The organism is Kluyvera intermedia (genome assembly GCF_021440345.1).
Lineage (GTDB): Bacteria > Pseudomonadota > Gammaproteobacteria > Enterobacterales > Enterobacteriaceae > Kluyvera > Kluyvera intermedia_A.
This window is the reverse complement of sequence record NZ_JAKCNS010000024.1, coordinates 56,606-74,386: the sequence shown is the minus strand read 5'-3', so window position 1 is coordinate 74,386 and position 17,781 is coordinate 56,606. Positions and strand designations below refer to the sequence as shown.

Here is a 17,781-nt window from a genome sequence, read left to right as displayed (position 1 = left end):
AGTGTGTCAAACGGATTGGGTGTCTGTTACATCCCTCGCGCCATCTGGCGCCAGGGGCATTAAAGTGTTAGCTTGGTGTCAGTCATGAAGCCTTCCCTGTAAGTAGATGTAATATAAAAATTTAAACGCTATCCTTTGGTCGGTGTTGTTGCGTTTTAAAATCTCATGCTTTGTCACAATCATTTTATAAAACACCGTTTTAAATTTATTTTATTGCGATTTATTTCTGCGTCATTCGATTAATCATGAAAGTGTGATCGAAGTCGAAACGATGTTTCATTATAGTGACGGCGATGGCGTTTTTGCCCATCTGGCGGCGGTTGGCGCGGCATCTGGTATGGAAGTTGACGGGCTGAAAACCACTATAAATAGCAGTATCATTAATCCTTCAAATGATTAACTGGCTAATCTTTCAAGCGGTGATAGAAATAAAAAACCTTCAGAAAATTTGATGAGATTTTGCTTGTTTTAATTTTTGGTTTCAGCGCACAGGACGATGACTCAACCACCACCACACCCCGTGGCGTTAAATAACTGTTTTAAGCCCTGCGCTTATTCGGATGAATGGCCGATAGAATATCGCTGTTTATTTTTATTAGCCGTTGACGAATATGGGTTTTAGCATTCTGCGGCGCTCTTGATTATTTAAGCGATTGCCAAGGGGGAGGTCGGGCAAAATAAAAACCGCTTCCCTGGGAGAAAAGCGGCTTTGTACGGCATTATGCTTTCAGGAAATCCTGACGTACCGGGGTGAAGGTATCCAGCAGTGTTCCTGCTTTCAGACACACGCAGCCGTGCATGATGTTCGGCTGTTTGTACAGGGTATCACCTGCGCCGACGACGTGTTTCTCATCGCCGATGGTGAATTCAAATTCCCCGGACAGCACATAGGTCAGCTGCTCGTGCGGGTGATTGTGCATTGGGCCAATAGCGCCTGCTTCGAAGTTAACTTCGACCGCCATCATTTTGCCATCATGGGCGAGAATACGGCGGGTAACTCCATTGCCCAGATCTTCAAGGGTGGTTTCTTTATGAAAAATAAACATCCGGCAGTCCTGTTGTTTGTTGAAACGGTGTTTCATTAAATTTATCTCAGAAACCAACAAAAAGAAATCTCTACCCGCAGATGTGGAAAGTTGATCACAACTTTGGTTCACTGGGGGGACGACAACGAACAAGGACATGAGCATGAAAACGATCGGCCTGCTGGGTGGCATGAGCTGGGAATCCACCATTCCCTACTACCGCTTGATAAACGAAGGGGTAAAGCAGCAATTGGGCGGCCTGCACTCGGCGAAAATTCTGCTGCACAGCGTTGATTTCCATGAGATTGAAGCCTGTCAGTCGCGTGGGGACTGGAAGCTGGCGGGAGAAATTCTGGCGCAGGCAGCGCTCGGCCTACAGCAAGCCGGGGCGGAAGGTATTGTGCTGTGCACCAACACCATGCATAAAGTGGCCGACGCCATTGAAACCGCCTGCGACGTGCCGTTCTTGCATATTGCCGATGCGACGGGCCGCGCCATTAGCCAGCACAATATGAGCAACGTGGCGCTGCTGGGTACGCGCTACACCATGGAGCAGGATTTCTACCGTGGACGGCTACAGGAAGAATTTGGCATTAGCACGCTGATCCCAGAAGCGGCTGACCGCCAGCGGATCAACCAGATAATTTTTGACGAGCTGTGCCTGGGTGAGTTCAGCGAAGCCTCGCGCGACTATTACCTGAGCGTGATTGAGTCACTGGCGCAGCAGGGGGCACAAGGGGTTATCTTCGGTTGTACCGAAATTGGCCTGTTGGTTCCGGTTGAGATGAGCCCGCTGCCGGTATTTGATACTGCCGCTATCCACGCCGCCGATGCGGTGGAGTTCATGCTCTCTTAGCGGGATTAAGCACCGCATCCAGCGGCTCGGTAATGCGCGCGAGGTTTTGCTGCAGATGGGCGCTAAAGGTTTCGATGAGCGCGGAGGTTGGGCGATGCAGCGGGCGCACCAGGCTGACGGTGAAGGGGACGTCAATGCTGAAACGGCGAATGACGACCCCGCTGTTCACGTAGTCGAGCGCGGTCAGCGGGTTGACGATGGAAATGCCGACACCCGCTTTCACCATCGCGCAAATTGACGCTGCGCTGTGGGTTTCAACCACCATCCGCCGCTTAATCTGGTGCTCGCTAAACAGCGTGTCGAGCAGTTGGCGATAGCTGTCGGTGCGCGACAGGCTAATATAGTTCTCGCCCTGGAAATCGGCGGGGGTCAGCACCGCTTTCTCCGCCAGCGGATGCGTCGCCGGCAGTACGCAAACTTCATTCAGGGTTAACAGCGGCATTCGCTCGGTTCCAGCGGGCGTGTGCATTGTCTCCGTCAGCCCCAGATCGTGGCGCTGTGCCGACAGCCACTCTTCCAGCAACGGCGATTCCTGCGGCACTATCTGGATATTTACCTGCGGGTAGCGTGCCAGAAACGGTTGGAGTAGGAGCGGTAAAAAAGATTGCGAAAACACCGGCAGGCAGACAATCGACAGCTCGCCCTGACGAAATTCGCGCAGGCTTTCTGCGGCGCTGACGATGCGGTCAAGGCCGTACCACGAGCGCTGGACCTCTTCAAATAATCGCAGCCCCTGTACGGTCGGATGCAAACGCCCGCGGCTACGCTCAAATAGCTTCAATCCCAGCACCTGTTCAAAGCGCGCCAGCTCGCGGCTGACGGTCGGCTGTGAGGTATTGAGCAACCGCGCGGCTTCCGTCAGGTTGCCCGCCGTCATCACGGCGTGAAAGATTTCGATGTGGCGCAGGTTAACGGCGGGCATCAGCGTTCCTTGAATCAATGAGTCCATATCATTTTTGCATAGACTCGCGATAAAACGATATTTTTTATTCTCTATCGGCTGTGGCGTAATCATAAAAAAATGATAACCGGAGTTCGCTATGCCACGCCCGCTCAACAACACCGATACCGACCTGACCGCCGACAACCTGCTGCGCCTGCCGGCCGAATTTGGCTGCCCGGTGTGGGTCTACGACGCACAGATTATTCGCGCGCAGATTGCCAAGCTCAATCAGTTTGATGTTATCCGTTTTGCCCAGAAGGCCTGCTCGAATATTCATATTCTGCGGCTGATGCGCGAGCAGGGCGTGAAGGTGGATTCGGTATCATTAGGTGAGATTGAACGCGCCATCGCGGCGGGCTATGTGCCGGGTAAAGATGAGATAGTCTTCACTGCCGATATGATTGATGGCGCAACGCTCGCAAGAGTGCATGAACTGCAGATCCCGGTGAATGCCGGTTCGGTGGATATGCTCGAACAACTGGGCCAGGTTTCACCGGGCCATCGCGTATGGCTGCGGGTGAACCCTGGGTTTGGCCACGGGCACAGCCAGAAAACCAACACCGGCGGCGAAAACAGCAAGCACGGCATCTGGTATAGCGACCTGCCGGCGGCGCTGGAAGTTATCCAGCGCTATCAGCTGAAACTGGTCGGTATTCATATGCATATCGGTTCTGGCGTGGATTACGGTCATCTGGAGCAGGTCTGCGGCGCGATGGTGCGTCAGGTGGTGGAATTCGGCCAGGATCTGGAAGCGATCTCGGCGGGCGGCGGATTATCTATCCCGTATCGTGAAGGAGAAGAGTCGATCAACACCGATCACTACTTCGGCCTGTGGAACAGTGCGCGTGAGCAGATAGCCAAACACCTGGGGCACCCGGTGAAGCTGGAAATCGAACCTGGGCGTTTTCTGGTGGCAGAAGCGGGTGTGCTGGTGGCGCAGGTACGTAGCGTTAAAGAGATGGGCAGCCGTCACTTTGTGTTGATCGACGCCGGTTTTAATGATCTGATGCGTCCGGCGATGTACGGCAGCTATCACCATATCTCGGCGCTGGCGGGCGATGGCCGTTCTCTGGAACAAGCGCCACCGCTGGAAACGGTGGTTGCAGGCCCGCTGTGCGAATCGGGTGATGTATTTACCCAGCAGGAGGGCGGTAAAGTGGAAACGCGCCTGCTGCCTGCGGTGGTGCCGGGCGATTATCTGGTCCTGCATGATACCGGCGCCTACGGCGCGTCGATGTCGTCGAACTACAATAGTCGTCCACTGCTGCCGGAAGTGCTGTTTGATAACGGCGTGGCGAGACTGATTCGCCGTCGCCAGACGATTGAAGAGCTGTTAGCGCTGGAATTAATCTAAAGCGACGATCCCGGGGGCGTAAGGCTCCCGGGATGTAGAACTACGATCCGTAATACGGCCCGGTAGTCACCGAGTCGCGCAGCACCAGGGTGCCGGTAAACGGCGGAATGGTTTCAATCTCTTCACCGCTGGCCAGCTTAATGGCCTGGTCGATAGCGGTAACGATCATGTTGTCGATCGGCAGATAAACGGTAGACAGCCCAGGCTCCAGCCACTTAGCGCTTGGCGCATCATCAAAGCCAAACAGCGAAATATCCTGCGGAATACGCAGCCCCGCCTGATGCAGAGCTTTCGACGCGCCGAGCGCCATATCGTCGTTACAGGCGAACAGCGCGCTAAACTTCACTTTCTCAGTCAGCAACGCGTTACACATGTCATAGCCACAGTTCATGGTCGAATCACCGTGCTTCACCTTTGCCGGATCCCACTTGATGCCGTTTTGCTCCAGCGCCCGGCGATAGCCCTGCAAACGCGCTTTACCGGTTGGCGTATGGATAGGAACGGTAATGCAGGCAATATCGCGGTGCCCCTGGGAAATCAAATACTCGACCGCCTGGAACGCCGCATCTTGCTGTTCGAAGAACACGCAGCGATCGCGCGCCTGGCTGACGTCGCGGTTGATAACTACCAGCGGCATCGGTGTGTTATTCACCAGCGACATAATCGCTTTCTCGCTCATATGGCGAGTGTAGAGCACGATGGCATCGCACTGGCGGTCGGCGAGCATTTGCACCGCCTGTTCTTCACGCTCTGGCGTGTCGTGGCCGTCGGTGACGATAAGCTGTTTGCCCCAGGCTTCCGTCTGGCGTGAAGCCTGCTGGAGTAAGCGACCAAAGTAGAAACCATCGAAGGTCGAAACCACAAGACCGATGCTGTTGCTGGTCCGGTTTGCCAGCGATCGCGCCAAAAAGTTTGGGCGGTAGCCTAGCTCTTCCATCGCTTTGAACACCTGTTGACGGGTGCTCTCTTTAACCTGACCAGTACCATTGAGCACGCGGGATACCGTCGCTTTCGAAACTCCCGCGTGTATTGAGACATCCAGCATCGTTGCCATGATTATTTCCTGAGACTCCATAATACATCGCAGTTTATCACAGACGCCGCTGGGTTAAGCGAACTGCCAGGGGGGTAAAAGACCTATCGCGATCACGCTTTTGCAGTATCCTGCCCTAAAACGCCAGATGTCATTGTGTATATGCTGCAATGCGCGATATGAAGCGAAAAGTGCAGTTTGCATTGAGCGAGAGGAATGAGCATAACGTGCAAGTGATATCGTGGGAGGGCACCTAAAATGACTGCTGATGTCGGTTCACTTACCGGTAGTTGTCTTTATCTTGCAGAGGTAAATCATTTGATTATTCAGCCCCTTTACGCCGTTCCGCAGCATGCGGAGCAGGTCAGCCGCTGGCTGTGGCAGGAGTTTGGCGAAGGGTTACCGGCGGCATTTTTTGCCAGCGTCATCAACCACAGCATGACGCCGGGCGCGCTGCCGGTCACTTTCGTCGCCACCGACGGCGACAGACTGATAGGGACGGTGGGCCTGTGGCGCTGCGATTTAATCACGCGTCAGGACCTGTGGCCGTGGATGGCGGCGCTGTACGTGGATGAACCCGCGCGAGGGCGCGGGCTGGCGGGCAAACTTCAGCAGCACGTGATGGACTATGCCAAAGCGCAGGGCTTTAACGAGCTGTATCTCTATTCGGCCTGTCGTGATTTTTATGAGCGTTTTGGCTGGCAGTACATCGGTGACGCCCTGGATTATCCGGACACCACCGTGCATTTATACCGTTATGCTTTTGGTGCTTCGCTCGGCGAAATCACCGAATGACGGCGCACCAGAGTAGGGCTAAACAGGTGAGTGATATCCGGTAACGGGCGGTTATCCGCCAGCGCGAGTGCCAGCTCAGCGGCCTGAGTTGCCATGGTGACAATCGGGTAGCGGATAGTGGTCAAACGCGGACGCACATAGCGCGACACCAGCACGTCATCAAACCCCATCAGCGAAATCTCTTGCGGGACGTCGATACCATTGTCGTTGAGTACCCCCATCGCGCCAGCCGCCATCGAATCGTTATAGCAGGCAACGGCGGTAAACTGCTTCCCGCGCCCCAGCAGCTCGGTCATTGCCAGCTCGCCGCCGCTTTCGTCCGGCTCCGCGAAGGTGACAAGACGGTCATTACACGGCAGACCATGCTCTTTTAGCGCATCGTAATAGCCCTGCAGGCGGTCTTCTGCATCCGAAATGGCGTGATTCGAACAGATATAGCCAATTCGGCTATGCCCTTGCTGAATCAGATGACGGGTGGCCAGCCAGGCACCATAACGGTCGTCGAGCGCCACGCAGCGCTTTTCAAAACCAGGAAGAATGCGGTTGATTAACACCATGCCGGGGATCTGTTTCATCAAATCTGCCAGCTCCGCATCGGGAATCAGCTTGGCGTGGACGACTAACGCCGCGCAGCGATGGCGGATCAGTTGCTCAATCGCCTGACGCTCTTTTTCTTCATTATGGTAGCCGTTACCAATCAGCAAAAAATTGCCGGTGTTGTAGGCCACCTGCTCCACGGCCTTCACCATGGCACCAAAAAACGGATCGGAAACATCGCCCACGACCAGACCGACGGTTTCCGTCGACTGCTGCGCGAGTGCGCGCGCATTGGCGTTGGGATGATAGTTTAACGCCTCCATGGCGGAGGAGACGGCCTGACGCGAAGCATCACTGGCTTTGGGAGAGTTGTTGATAACGCGGGAGACGGTAGCGACGGAGACGCCTGCAAGCCGGGCCACATCTTTAATTGTCGCCATAATATACCTTAATGATCTTTTGGTGGGTAAACGCTTACACCATAACAGTGTTACGGAAATCCCTGTTGTATTCAAGGATGAGTCTGTGGGGAAATGCACAATATTGCGGCATGAATGACGTTTTATTGATGAGTTACACCACGGTTATGCAACCGAATGAGAATTTTCAAACGTTTGCTTACACTTTGCGAGAAGCTGTTGCGAATGTCTGCTGGAGAACGCGTTGGCCGAATTGCTAATCTGGTTATCCCAGAGGTATTGATAGGTGAAGTCGCCCCCTAAAGGTTGACCACTTGATTACACCAACCTGCGCAGATGCGCAGGTTTTTTTTTGTTTTTTTTTGCCCTGTAACAGTTACCGAACATCGCAATACCTCGTTGCATTTCCGCTTATTCATTTGCGTTTTTCTGCTGGTTGCTGGCTGCCTTGAAAGAGACAATTAGGGTCCCAGAGGTATTGATTGGTGAATTTTTTAAGGTGTGCTTTGCACACTCCATCACTTACACCGACCTGCGCAGATGCGCAGGTTTTTTTTTGCCACAATCCGCCCGTTTGCTGCATTTCCCCGGTTTTCTTGTGTATCCTGCAAAGACAAAATGACGGCAAATGGAGTTGGTATGCTTCTGGGGTTCTTCCGACAGATTTTTAAGGTGTTATTCCGTGTAAGGATGACCGGCAACACCGAGGCGCTACATCAGCCCAAAGTGCTGATTACGCCCAATCACGTTTCGTTTCTCGACGGTGTGCTTCTGGCGCTGTTTCTTCCTGTTCGTCCAGTATTTGCCGTTTACAGCTCGATTTCTGAAAAATGGTTTATGCGCTGGCTGACGCCAATCATTGATTTCGTGCCGCTTGACCCGACTAAACCGATGTCAATCAAACACCTGGTTCGCCTGATTGAAAAAGGCCGTCCGGTGGTGATTTTCCCCGAAGGGCGCATTTCGGTTTCCGGCTCGCTGATGAAAATCTATGACGGCGCGGCTTTTGTGGCGGCGAAATCCGGGGCCACGATTATTCCAGTGCGTATCGAAGGGGCTGAATTGACCTACTTCAGCCGCCTGAAAGGGCTGGTCAAACGCCGTTTGTTCCCGCGTATTCAATTACACCTGCTGCCGCCAACGACGCTGCCGATGCCGGAAGCGCCGCGCGCCCGCGACCGGCGTAAGATCGCCGGTGAAATGCTGCATCAGATTATGATGGAAGCGCGGATGGCGGTGCGCCCGCGCGAAACGCTGTATGAATCGCTGCTGTCGGCAATGCGTCGTTACGGTGAGAAAAAACCGTGCATAGAAGACATTAACTTCCAGCCGGACAACTATCGAAAATTACTGACCAAGACGCTGTTTGTGGCGCGAATTCTGGAAAAATACAGCCAGAAGGGTGAAAAGATCGGTTTAATGCTGCCTAACGCCGGTATCAGCGCGGCGGTCATTTTCGGTGCTATCGCCCGCGGACGTATTCCGGCAATGATGAACTACACCGCCGGGGTGAAAGGCCTGACCAGCGCCATCACCGCGGCGCAGATTGGCACCATTTTCACCTCCCGCACCTTCCTCGATAAAGGCAAGCTTTGGCATTTGACGGAGCAGTTGACCCAGGTGCGCTGGGTGTTCCTTGAAGACTTAAAAGGCGATGTCACCACCGCCGATAAGCTGTGGATCTTCTCCCGCGTACTGATGCCGCATCTGGCGCAGGTGCCCCAAAAACCGGAAGACCCAGCGATTGTTCTCTTCACCTCCGGCTCGGAAGGTCACCCGAAAGGGGTGGTGCACAGCCACAAAAGCATTCTGGCCAACGTCGAGCAGATTAAAACCATCGCCGACTTTACCGCCAACGACCGCTTTATGTCGGCGCTGCCGCTGTTCCACTCATTTGGCCTGACGGTTGGGCTGTTCACCCCGTTACTGACCGGGGCGGAAGTATTCCTCTACCCAAGCCCGTTGCACTATCGCGTGGTGCCGGAGCTGGTCTATGACCGTAACTGCACCGTCCTGTTTGGTACGTCGACGTTCTTAGGCAACTACGCCCGCTTTGCGAATCCGTACGATTTTTATCGTCTACGCTATGTGGTGGCCGGGGCGGAAAAGCTTCAGCAGAGCACAAAAGAGCTCTGGCAGGACAAATTCGGCCTGCGCATTCTGGAAGGCTACGGTGTGACGGAATGTGCGCCGGTGGTTTCCATCAACGTGCCGATGGCGGCGAAACCCGGCACCGTAGGGCGCATTTTGCCGGGTATGGATGCGCGGCTGCTGGAGATCCCTGGGATTGAGCAGGGCGGTCGTCTACAGGTGAAGGGGCCAAACGTCATGTCGGGCTATCTGCGCGTCGAAAACCCTGGCGTGCTGGAAGTGCCGACGGCGGAAAATCAGCATGGCGAGCTGGAAACCGGCTGGTATGACACCGGCGATATCGTGGCGTTTGATGCGCAGGGCTTCGTACAAATCCAGGGGCGTGCTAAGCGCTTTGCCAAAATTGCCGGTGAGATGATTTCGCTGGAGATGGTTGAGCTGATGGCGCTTGGCGTATCGCCGGAAAAAATGCACGGCACTGCGGTAAAAACCGACGCCAATAAAGGCGAGGCGCTGGTGCTGTTTACCACCGATAATGAACTGACCCGCGATAAGCTGCTGCAGTATGCGCGGGCTAACGGCGTACCGGAGCTGGCGGTGCCACGCGATATCCGCCATCTGAAACAGCTGCCGCTTTTGGGCAGCGGTAAACCGGACTTCGTCACCCTCAAAAGCATGATTGCAGAGACGGAACACCCGAATGAGTGAGTCAGTACACACTAACCCATCCATCTGGTCGAAAGGCATGATGGCGGTTATTTTTGCCCAGTTCCTCTCGGCCTTTGGCGACAACGCGCTGCTGTTTGCGACGCTGGCGCTGATGAAGCAGCAGTTCTATCCCGACTGGAGCCAGCCGGTGCTGCAGATGGTGTTTGTGGGTGCTTACATCATTTTTGCGCCGTTTGTCGGCCAGGTGGCGGATAGCTTTGGTAAAGGCCGGGTGATGATGTTCGCCAACGGCCTCAAATTGGTGGGCGCGGCGGCCATTTGCGTGGGGATGAATCCGTTTATCGGCTACACGCTGGTGGGGATTGGCGCGGCCGCCTACTCGCCGGCGAAATACGGCATTCTGGGTGAAATTACTACCGGCGATAAGCTGGTTAAAGCTAACGGCCTGATGGAAGCCTCGACCATTGCGGCAATTCTGCTGGGCTCGGTGGCTGGCGGTATCGTTGCCGATATGAGCGTCGTTGGGGCGCTGGCGCTCTGTGCGGTAGTTTATGGTGGCGCCGTCGTAGCGAATATCTTTATTCCCAAACTGCCCGCCGCGCGTCCGGGGCAATCCTGGCGTTTTCGCCCCATGACCGCGAGTTTTTTCAATGCCTGCAATGTGCTGTGGCGCGACGGCGAAACCCGCTTCTCGCTGCTGGGGACGAGCCTGTTCTGGGGCGCGGGTGTGACTCTGCGCTTCCTGCTGGTGCTGTGGGTGCCGCTGGTGTTGGGGTTAACCGATAACGCCACGCCAACCTATCTCAACGCGATGGTGGCGGTTGGGATTGTAGTGGGGGCAGGGGCGGCGGCGAAGCTGGTGACGCTGGATACGGTGGCCCGCTGTATGCCTGCCGGCGTTTTGATTGGCGTGGTGGTAGCAATATTTGCCCTGCAGCACGCCATCCTGCCTGCCTACGTTACGCTGTTCATTATTGGTATCTGCGGCGGTTTCTTTATCGTACCGCTGAATGCGCTGCTACAGGATCGCGGTAAGAAAACCGTAGGGTCTGGCAATGCGATTGCCGTGCAGAATCTCGGTGAAAACAGCGCCATGCTGATTATGCTGGGGCTGTATTCGCTGGCTGTCGCGGTGGGTATTCCGGTGGTTGGCGTGGGTGTCGGCTTTGGCGTGCTGTTTGCGCTGGCGATTATCGTGCTGTGGCTGTGGGGAAAACGGCGCTAATAAAACTCAGGGGCGCAGATGCGCCCCTGAAAGGTAACGAACGATTTTACGGTGCAGGATAGGTATAAACCTGATGCACCGCTTCAATTTCCGCTAATACCTCTTCACTTAATTCCAGATACAAACTCTCGACGTTGGTTTTGAGCTGCTCCATGGTCGTTGCCCCCAGCAGGGTGCTGGCGACAAACGGCTGACGACGCACGAAAGCCAGCGCCATCTGCGCTGGATCAAGATTATGACGTTTGGCGATATCGACATAGGCGGCGACCGCTTTCTGCGTCTGTTCACCGCTGTAACGAGTGAAGCGGCTAAACAGCGTATTACGCGCTCCTGCTGGTTTTGCTCCGTTCAGGTATTTACCGGTCAGCGTGCCAAACGCCAGGCAGGAATAGGCCAGCAGCTCCACGCCTTCAAATTGGCTCACTTCCGCCAGCGCCACTTCGTAGCTGCGGTTTACCAGGCTGTACGGGTTCTGGATAGTCACGATGCGCGGTAGGTCGTGTTTGTCGGCCAGGTGCAGATAGCGCATCACGCCAAAGGCCGTTTCGTTGGAAACGCCGATATAGCGAATCTTACCGGCGCGTTGATACTCGGTGAGCGCCTCCAGCGTTTCCAGCAGCGAAACGGGCGGTGCGGAATCGGCCCAGGTGTAGCCCAGCTTGCCAAAACAGTTGGTTGGGCGCTGCGGCCAGTGTACCTGATAGAGGTCGAGATAGTCGGTTTGTAGGCGCTTGAGACTGTTATGCAGCGCATCACGAATGTTCTTACGGTCGAGCGCCTGGTTTGGTCGGATGCCGCTGTCGTTATTACGTGATGGACCGCTGACCTTAGAGGCAATAATCAGCTTTTCGCGATTGCCATGTTTTGCCAGCCAGTTACCGACGTAGGTCTCGGTCAGCCCCTGAGTTTCCGGGCGCGGCGGAACGGGGTACATCTCAGCGACATCAATCAGATTGATGCCCTGGCTTACGGCGTAATCAAGCTGTGCATGGGCGTCGGCTTCGCTATTCTGTTCACCAAACGTCATTGTGCCCAGCCCAAGAGTGCTTATCTCAAGCGAGCTGTGGGGGATACGGTGGTACTGCATAAGCCGGCTTCCTTTTATCAACAGCGTCAGGAAAGAGTCCTGACAAAGGAATATAAAAATGGCAGAGGGGAAGAAAAAGGGGAAGTAAAAAATAAAAAAGGCCAGCAAGCGGCTGACCTATACACAAAATAATTCGAGTTGCAGGAAGGCGGCAAGTTTGAGAATCCCGATGACCTTACTCGAGTCAGTGATTCGGGTGAACGATCGTAGCCAACGCACATGCAACTTGAAGTATGACGAGTATATACGCTTATCGTTTAATGATCTGCGATACGTCGTCACGGTTGATCTGCATCTGATTACCCTGCTGATCTTCATAGCTGATAAGCCCGGTATCATCGTCGACTTCCGGTTTACCGTCGGTGAGGATCATCCGGCCATCTTTGGTCGCCATCACGTAATCGCTGCTACAGCCGGATACTGCGAAAGCTAAACCCACTGCGGAAATCAATACTGCCCATTTTGTCATCGTTATCCCCTTCATCGCCGCACTCTCAATAGTTTAGTAATAACCGACTCAGAGGGCAGCATAAAGCAGGAAAATCTTAAAAAAATCAGACATAGCCCCCAAAAGGAGGCTATGGGCGACAGTTTAAAGCGGGTTTTTCTTATTTCTCAGGAGATTGAGGCTTTCAACCGCGATTGAGAAGAACATTGCAAAATAGATGTAACCTTTCGGTACGTGTACGTCGAAACTTTCCAGAATCAACGTAAAGCCGACCAGAATCAGGAATGACAGGGCCAGCATTTTCACGGATGGATGGCGGTCAACGAATTCGCCAATCGAACGTGCCGCAAACATCATCACGCCTACCGCAATGACTACGGCTGCCATCATGATGAACAGATGGTCGGAGAGGCCAACGGCTGTTATCACTGAATCGAGGCTGAAGATGATATCCAGCAGCATAATTTGCACGATAGCGCCGATAAACGAATGCACGTTGGTTTTTATGCCTTCTTCGTCGCCTTCAATCGACTCGTGAATCTCCTTACTGGCTTTCCAGATAAGGAATAGTCCACCGAGCAGCAAGATCATGTCGCGAATCGAAATCGCCTGATCGAACACGGTGAACAGCGGATGGGTCAGTCTGACAACCCAGGCGATAGAGGCCAACAGCGCCAGTCGCATGATCATTGCTCCCATTAACCCAATACGACGGGCATGGGCACGCTGTGCGGTCGGGAGCTTGGCAACAACCAGAGAGAGAAAAATAATATTATCGATCCCCAGAACGATTTCTAACAGCGTCAGCGTGCCGAGCGCGAGCCAGGCGTTGGGGTCGGTGATCCATGCAAATAACATTAGATAAGTCCTGCCAAAAAAACGAAGCGTTAATTGATGTACGTTGAATGGCTATTTACCGGAACGCAGGCAATACAATCCCCAGAAACAGATCCCTGTTGAGCCGGGGGAGAGTATAGGAAAGCCTGCGAACTGATGGCGAACAGCCGGGTGATTATAAGCCCGCAGCGCGGCAGGACAAAAAATTAATGCGCCGAAGGCATAAAGTGGCGGGCGAGCAGGGCGGCGGTAAAGTTCTTCTTCAGATAGAAACCGCGCGGCAGCGTCATGATGCGCTCGCCCTGGGCACCGATGGCCTCGGTCAGTGCTTTACTGTTCGCAGCCTTTGGACGCAGCTGCAACACCTCGCCGTGGCGCGCGGTGATGCGCTCGACCTGGCCCAGCACGATGAGATCCATCAGTTCCTCCCAGTCCATTCTGAGCTGATGCTCCTCTTCGGCGCTTGGGGTCCACAGCAGGGGAGAACCCACCCGGCGCTCCGCCAGCGGGATTGCCCGTTCACCCTCGACGGGGACCCACAGCACCCGCTTGAGCTTATGGCGAACGTGGCTGTTCTCCCACGTGACGCCAGAATTGCCGGTGAGTGGGGCCACGCAGACAAAGGTGGTTTCCAGCGGCCGACCTTCGGTATCAATAGGAATAGTTTTCAGCTCCACGCCCAGCGCAGCGAAATCTTGCTCCGGCTTGCTGCCCGCGCTCGCACCGAGCCAGATTTCCAGCAGAATGCCAATCCAGCCTTTGTCGCGCTTTAAATCTTTCGGCGTCACGATACCTGCCATGGCCGCGAGTTCACCCAGCGAATAGCCGGCCAGCCGCTGCGCCTGAGCGAGAAGTTCGGCCTGGGTTTTCGGCGATGTGGGGAGTGGAGCGAGGGTTGACATGATAATGCGCCTTTTGCTTAAAAAATGAACGACAATTTCACCGGGTGTGGATAGAGTTTAACTTTTTCTGAGTAAATATATCAATCCAATGATTATTATAGGTTTTTTAAAATTATTCACCGGCAAAAAACGATGAAAAAAAAGGTTTTCCAATTCTGGTCACTGACAATGAACAGGATCTTACACCATGTTATCCACAGAAAAATGGGATAACTGGGGAAAAGCCTGACTACTGTTTCAATTTACAGCCTTGACGTGCGACGAAAATCCAATTTTTGCGCAAAAGGTGCCTAAGATGTTGGCACAATCTGTGGATAAAACCGACGTTGTTCGATCTTTCATCAATTGAAGGATCGCCTATGTGACGATCATCACGTTATAGACTCATGTAAGCGGATTAGTGCTAATAACATAATGAAAAATAGCGTTTTACTGGAAAGGGCTGGCGTGCGATTATTCAGAGTACTCTGGGTTTTCCCTGGGTAAACCCCTACTTCTTCACAACTCTATCCACAGAAAAAGTGAATAAAATCGGCCGCGAGCGCGCTCTGCTGTTTATAACTATGATGATTACTGTGAGTTATTCAAATGTTATTCGGGATGAGGCAGTGCAATAGAGTGGTTTACCGTTTCCAGCGAGTGTGAAACAATCATTCACATTGAAGCTTATTTTGAGGTAGTCCGGTGATTGATGACGATGGCTACCGCCCAAATGTTGGTATTGTAATTTGCAATCGTCAGGGCCAGGTTATGTGGGCCCGGCGCTATGGTCAGCACTCCTGGCAATTCCCGCAAGGGGGCATAAACCCCGGTGAGACAGCAGAACAGGCGATGTATCGGGAACTGTTTGAAGAAGTAGGATTAAGCCGTAAGGATGTACGGATCCTCGCTTCGACCCGAAACTGGTTGCGTTACAAGTTGCCAAAACGTTTGGTGCGTTGGGACACAAAGCCGGTTTGTATCGGCCAGAAACAAAAGTGGTTTCTCTTGCAGTTGATCGGCAATGATGCGGATATCAATATGCAGACCAGCAGCACGCCGGAGTTTGATGGCTGGCGCTGGGTGAGTTACTGGTATCCGGTGCGTCAGGTTGTTTCCTTTAAACGTGACGTCTACCGCCGGGTGATGAAAGAGTTCGCCAGTGTAGTCATGGCGCTTGCGGAGAGTGCGCCAAAACCGCAAAGCGCGCCTGCTTATCGACGCAAAAGAGGTTAAGCCACGCACATTATGCTCACTCGCTTACGCGAAATTGTTGAGAAGGTCGCGAGTGCGCCTCGGCTGAACGAGGCGCTGGATATTCTGGTCACCGACGTCTGCCACGCGATGGAGACAGAGGTTTGCTCGGTCTATCTTGCCGACAACGATCGACGCTGCTTTTACCTGATGGCGACCCGCGGCCTCAAAAAACCGCGCGGTCGTAGCATTACGCTCGCCTTTGATGAAGGCATCGTCGGCCTGGTTGGCCGCCTGGCTGAACCTATCAACCTGGCCGATGCGCAAAAACACCCCAGCTATAAATACATCCCTTCCGTAAAAGAAGAGCGTTTCCGCGCTTTCCTTGGCGTACCGATTATCCAGCGCCGCCAGCTGCTGGGCGTGCTGGTGGTACAGCAGCGTGAATTACGTCAGTTTGATGAAAGCGAAGAGTCATTCCTGGTCACGCTGGCCACGCAGATGGCGGCGATCCTCTCCCAGTCTCAGCTCACCGCGTTGTTCGGACAATACCGCCAGACGCGCGTGCGTGCGCTGCCAGCATCACCGGGCGTGGCGATTGCCGAAGGTTGGATGGACGCCACGCTGCCGCTGATGGAGCAGGTGTATGAAGCGTCATCGCTCGACACCGCGCTTGAACGCGAACGCCTGACCGGTGCGCTGGAAGAAGCCGCTAACGAATTTCGTCGTTACAGCAAGCGCTTCGCCGCTGGGGCACAAAAAGAGACGGCGGCCATTTTCGACCTCTACTCGCACCTGTTGTCCGACGCCAGCCTGCGCCGTGAACTGTTTGCTGAGGTCGACAAAGGCGCGGTGGCCGAATGGGCGGTAAAAAAGATAGTCGAGAAGTTTGCCGAACAGTTTGCCGCATTGCGTGACGGCTACTTAAAAGAACGCGCGGGCGATCTCCGCACGCTGGGGCAGCGCCTGCTGTTTCATCTTGATGACACTACCACGGGCGCCAACGCCTGGCCTGAGCGCTTTATTCTGGTGGCGGACGAACTCTCCGCGGCAACGCTCGCTGAACTGCCGCAGGATCGTTTAGCTGGCGTGGTGGTGCGCGATGGCGCGGCCAACTCCCACGCGGCTATCATGGTTCGGGCCTTAGGCATCCCAACGGTAATGGGCGCGGATATCCAGCCGTCAGTCCTTCACGGGCGGACGCTGGTGGTGGACGGCTATCGTGGCGAACTGTTGGTCGATCCAGAACAGATCCTCGTCCAGGAATACCAGCGGCTCATCAGTGAAGAGAATGAACTCAGCCGCCTGGCGGAAGGGGACGTTGAACGCCCGGCCGAGCTTAAGAGCGGCGAGCGCGTTAAAGTGATGCTTAACGCGGGTTTAAGTCCGGAACACGAACAAATGCTGGGGCGTCGTATCGACGGCATCGGCCTGTACCGCACCGAAATACCCTTCATGCTGCAAAGCGGCTTCCCTTCTGAAGAGGAGCAGGTTGCGCAGTATCAGGGCATGCTGCAGATGTTTAACGATAAGCCGGTTACGCTGCGAACGCTGGATGTTGGGGCCGATAAGCAGCTGCCGTATATGCCGATCAGCGAAGAAAACCCTTGTTTGGGTTGGCGCGGTATCCGTATTACGCTCGACCAGCCGGAAATCTTTCTGGTGCAGGTTCGCGCCATGCTGCGTGCCAATGCGGCGACCGGCAACCTGAGCATTCTGCTGCCGATGATCACCAGCCTCGAAGAGGTAGACGAAGCCCGTAGGCTTATCGATCGCGCCGGTCGTGAAGTTGAAGAGATGATCGGCTACGCCATTCCGAAGCCGCGTCTGGGGATTATGCTTGAAGTCCCATCAATGGTGTTCATGCTGCCAAATCTGGCAAGCCGCGTCGATTTTATCTCGGTTGGCACCAATGACCTGACCCAGTACGTACTGGCGGTGGATCGCAACAATACCCGGGTTGCCAGTATTTATGACAGCCTGCACCCAGGCATGCTCCGGGTGCTGTCGATGATCGTGCAGGAAACGGAACGCCACGGGATCGATTTGCGTCTGTGCGGCGAAATGGCCGGTGATCCCATGTGTGTCACTATTCTGATTGGCCTCGGTTTCCGCCATCTTTCGATGAACGGCCGTTCGGTTCCGCGTGTGAAATACCTGCTGCGCCATATCGAACTTCAGGATGCGCAAACGCTGGCACAGCGCAGCCTCGACGCGCAAATGGCGACCGAAGTGCGCCATCAGGTGGCGGCGTTTATGGAGCGCCGTGGTCTCGGCGGGCTGATTCGCGGCGGACTCTGATGATTCCCTCTCCCTTGCGGGAGAGGGGGTCTACGCGCTATACATATCTTTTACATCTTCCACGCATCATCTCTCATCGCCCTTGT

At 54.5% G+C, this 17,781-nt stretch carries 16 protein-coding genes and 1 pseudogene; 8 read left to right on the top strand and 9 right to left on the bottom strand.

Annotated features, from left to right (window positions below; translation table 11 throughout):
* Positions 1 to 253: 253 nt before the first annotated feature.
* Positions 254 to 400 (top strand): hypothetical protein, encoded by a 147-nt coding sequence (locus LZ634_RS08335; RefSeq protein WP_234503882.1) that lies wholly within the window; start codon positions 254 to 256, stop codon positions 398 to 400.
* A gap of 319 nt (positions 401 to 719) precedes the next feature.
* Here LZ634_RS08335 and LZ634_RS08330 read toward each other — a convergent pair whose 3' ends face one another.
* Entirely contained in the window at positions 720 to 1,046 is a 327-nt protein-coding gene (locus LZ634_RS08330; protein WP_061283110.1) for a cupin domain-containing protein, read from the bottom strand.
* Between the two features lie 142 nt (positions 1,047 to 1,188).
* On the opposite strand from LZ634_RS08330, the gene LZ634_RS08325 reads away from it, so the two are divergent.
* A complete protein-coding gene (locus LZ634_RS08325; protein WP_234503880.1) occupies positions 1,189 to 1,881 on the top strand; it encodes an aspartate/glutamate racemase in 693 nt (230 codons plus the stop codon).
* Here LZ634_RS08325 and LZ634_RS08320 read toward each other — a convergent pair.
* A complete protein-coding gene (locus LZ634_RS08320) occupies positions 1,868 to 2,803 on the bottom strand; it encodes a LysR family transcriptional regulator (RefSeq protein ID WP_234503898.1) in 936 nt (311 codons plus the stop codon). The two genes, LZ634_RS08325 and LZ634_RS08320, sit on opposite strands and share 14 nt — an antisense overlap.
* A gap of 118 nt (positions 2,804 to 2,921) precedes the next feature.
* Here LZ634_RS08320 and lysA point away from each other — a divergent pair, with 118 nt between their 5' ends.
* Positions 2,922 to 4,178, top strand: a complete 1,257-nt coding sequence (gene lysA / locus LZ634_RS08315; RefSeq protein WP_234503877.1) for a diaminopimelate decarboxylase — start codon at positions 2,922 to 2,924, stop codon at positions 4,176 to 4,178.
* A 40-nt stretch (positions 4,179 to 4,218) separates the two neighbouring features.
* Here lysA and LZ634_RS08310 read toward each other — a convergent pair whose 3' ends face one another.
* Positions 4,219 to 5,232: a LacI family DNA-binding transcriptional regulator gene (locus tag LZ634_RS08310; protein ID WP_234503874.1), complete on the bottom strand. Its 1,014-nt coding sequence runs from the start codon at positions 5,230 to 5,232 to the stop codon at positions 4,219 to 4,221.
* Positions 5,233 to 5,529: 297 nt separating this feature from the next.
* On the opposite strand from LZ634_RS08310, the gene LZ634_RS08305 reads away from it, so the two are divergent.
* Positions 5,530 to 6,006 (top strand): GNAT family N-acetyltransferase, encoded by a 477-nt coding sequence (locus tag LZ634_RS08305; protein WP_234503871.1) that lies wholly within the window; start codon positions 5,530 to 5,532, stop codon positions 6,004 to 6,006.
* Here LZ634_RS08305 and galR read toward each other — a convergent pair.
* Positions 5,967 to 6,983 (bottom strand): HTH-type transcriptional regulator GalR, encoded by a 1,017-nt coding sequence (galR, locus tag LZ634_RS08300; protein WP_234503868.1) that lies wholly within the window; start codon positions 6,981 to 6,983, stop codon positions 5,967 to 5,969. The genes LZ634_RS08305 and galR overlap by 40 nt on opposite strands.
* 618 nt (positions 6,984 to 7,601) lie before the next feature.
* Here galR and aas point away from each other — a divergent pair.
* Positions 7,602 to 9,761 (top strand): bifunctional acyl-ACP--phospholipid O-acyltransferase/long-chain-fatty-acid--ACP ligase, encoded by a 2,160-nt coding sequence (gene aas, locus LZ634_RS08295; protein WP_234503865.1) that lies wholly within the window; start codon positions 7,602 to 7,604, stop codon positions 9,759 to 9,761.
* Positions 9,754 to 10,947 carry a lysophospholipid transporter LplT gene (lplT, locus tag LZ634_RS08290; RefSeq protein WP_234503862.1) on the top strand — a complete coding sequence of 398 codons (1,194 nt, stop codon included), beginning with the start codon at positions 9,754 to 9,756 and terminating at the stop codon, positions 10,945 to 10,947. The genes aas and lplT overlap by 8 nt, the downstream gene beginning before the upstream one ends.
* A 46-nt stretch (positions 10,948 to 10,993) precedes the next feature.
* Here the strand turns inward: lplT and LZ634_RS08285 are convergent, their stop codons facing one another.
* From LZ634_RS08285 to LZ634_RS08265, 5 genes and pseudogenes are all read right to left on the bottom strand, one after another.
* Positions 10,994 to 12,034, bottom strand: a complete 1,041-nt coding sequence (locus LZ634_RS08285) for an NADP(H)-dependent aldo-keto reductase (protein WP_234503858.1) — start codon at positions 12,032 to 12,034, stop codon at positions 10,994 to 10,996.
* Between the two features lie 250 nt (positions 12,035 to 12,284).
* Positions 12,285 to 12,503 carry a YgdI/YgdR family lipoprotein gene (locus LZ634_RS08280; RefSeq protein WP_052282063.1) on the bottom strand — a complete coding sequence of 73 codons (219 nt, stop codon included), beginning with the start codon at positions 12,501 to 12,503 and terminating at the stop codon, positions 12,285 to 12,287.
* A gap of 123 nt (positions 12,504 to 12,626) precedes the next feature.
* A complete protein-coding gene (locus LZ634_RS08275) occupies positions 12,627 to 13,340 on the bottom strand; it encodes a TerC family protein (protein ID WP_234503856.1) in 714 nt (237 codons plus the stop codon).
* Positions 13,341 to 13,525: 185 nt separating this feature from the next.
* Positions 13,526 to 14,221 (bottom strand): DNA mismatch repair endonuclease MutH, encoded by a 696-nt coding sequence (gene mutH / locus LZ634_RS08270; RefSeq protein ID WP_234503854.1) that lies wholly within the window; start codon positions 14,219 to 14,221, stop codon positions 13,526 to 13,528.
* Positions 14,222 to 14,278: 57 nt separating this feature from the next.
* Positions 14,279 to 14,463: pseudogene (locus LZ634_RS08265) on the bottom strand (hypothetical protein).
* A 442-nt stretch (positions 14,464 to 14,905) separates the two neighbouring features.
* On the opposite strand from LZ634_RS08265, the gene rppH reads away from it, so the two are divergent.
* Together rppH and ptsP are read left to right on the top strand one after the other, a co-directional pair.
* Positions 14,906 to 15,436: an RNA pyrophosphohydrolase gene (gene rppH / locus LZ634_RS08260; RefSeq protein WP_035893962.1), complete on the top strand. Its 531-nt coding sequence runs from the start codon at positions 14,906 to 14,908 to the stop codon at positions 15,434 to 15,436.
* A 12-nt stretch (positions 15,437 to 15,448) separates the two neighbouring features.
* Positions 15,449 to 17,695 (top strand): phosphoenolpyruvate--protein phosphotransferase, encoded by a 2,247-nt coding sequence (ptsP, locus tag LZ634_RS08255; RefSeq protein WP_234503852.1) that lies wholly within the window; start codon positions 15,449 to 15,451, stop codon positions 17,693 to 17,695.
* Positions 17,696 to 17,781 lie beyond the last annotated feature (86 nt).

What these genes read in the sequence shown, in the direction of transcription:
- LZ634_RS08330 (WP_061283110.1), bottom strand. Translation starts at nt 1,046, where the DNA reads ATGTTTATTTTTCATAAAGAAACCACCCTTGAAGATCTGGGCAATGGA.
- LZ634_RS08325 (WP_234503880.1), top strand. Translation starts at nt 1,189, where the DNA reads ATGAAAACGATCGGCCTGCTGGGTGGCATGAGCTGGGAATCCACCATT.
- lysA (WP_234503877.1), top strand. Translation starts at nt 2,922, where the DNA reads ATGCCACGCCCGCTCAACAACACCGATACCGACCTGACCGCCGACAAC.
- galR (WP_234503868.1), bottom strand. Translation starts at nt 6,983, where the DNA reads ATGGCGACAATTAAAGATGTGGCCCGGCTTGCAGGCGTCTCCGTCGCT.
- LZ634_RS08285 (WP_234503858.1), bottom strand. Translation starts at nt 12,034, where the DNA reads ATGCAGTACCACCGTATCCCCCACAGCTCGCTTGAGATAAGCACTCTT.
- aas (WP_234503865.1), top strand. Translation starts at nt 7,602, where the DNA reads ATGCTTCTGGGGTTCTTCCGACAGATTTTTAAGGTGTTATTCCGTGTA.
- lplT (WP_234503862.1), top strand. Translation starts at nt 9,754, where the DNA reads ATGAGTGAGTCAGTACACACTAACCCATCCATCTGGTCGAAAGGCATG.
- ptsP (WP_234503852.1), top strand. Translation starts at nt 15,449, where the DNA reads ATGCTCACTCGCTTACGCGAAATTGTTGAGAAGGTCGCGAGTGCGCCT.
- LZ634_RS08275 (WP_234503856.1), bottom strand. Translation starts at nt 13,340, where the DNA reads ATGTTATTTGCATGGATCACCGACCCCAACGCCTGGCTCGCGCTCGGC.
- LZ634_RS08310 (WP_234503874.1), bottom strand. Translation starts at nt 5,232, where the DNA reads ATGGCAACGATGCTGGATGTCTCAATACACGCGGGAGTTTCGAAAGCG.
- mutH (WP_234503854.1), bottom strand. Translation starts at nt 14,221, where the DNA reads ATGTCAACCCTCGCTCCACTCCCCACATCGCCGAAAACCCAGGCCGAA.
- LZ634_RS08320 (WP_234503898.1), bottom strand. Translation starts at nt 2,803, where the DNA reads ATGCCCGCCGTTAACCTGCGCCACATCGAAATCTTTCACGCCGTGATG.
- LZ634_RS08280 (WP_052282063.1), bottom strand. Translation starts at nt 12,503, where the DNA reads ATGACAAAATGGGCAGTATTGATTTCCGCAGTGGGTTTAGCTTTCGCA.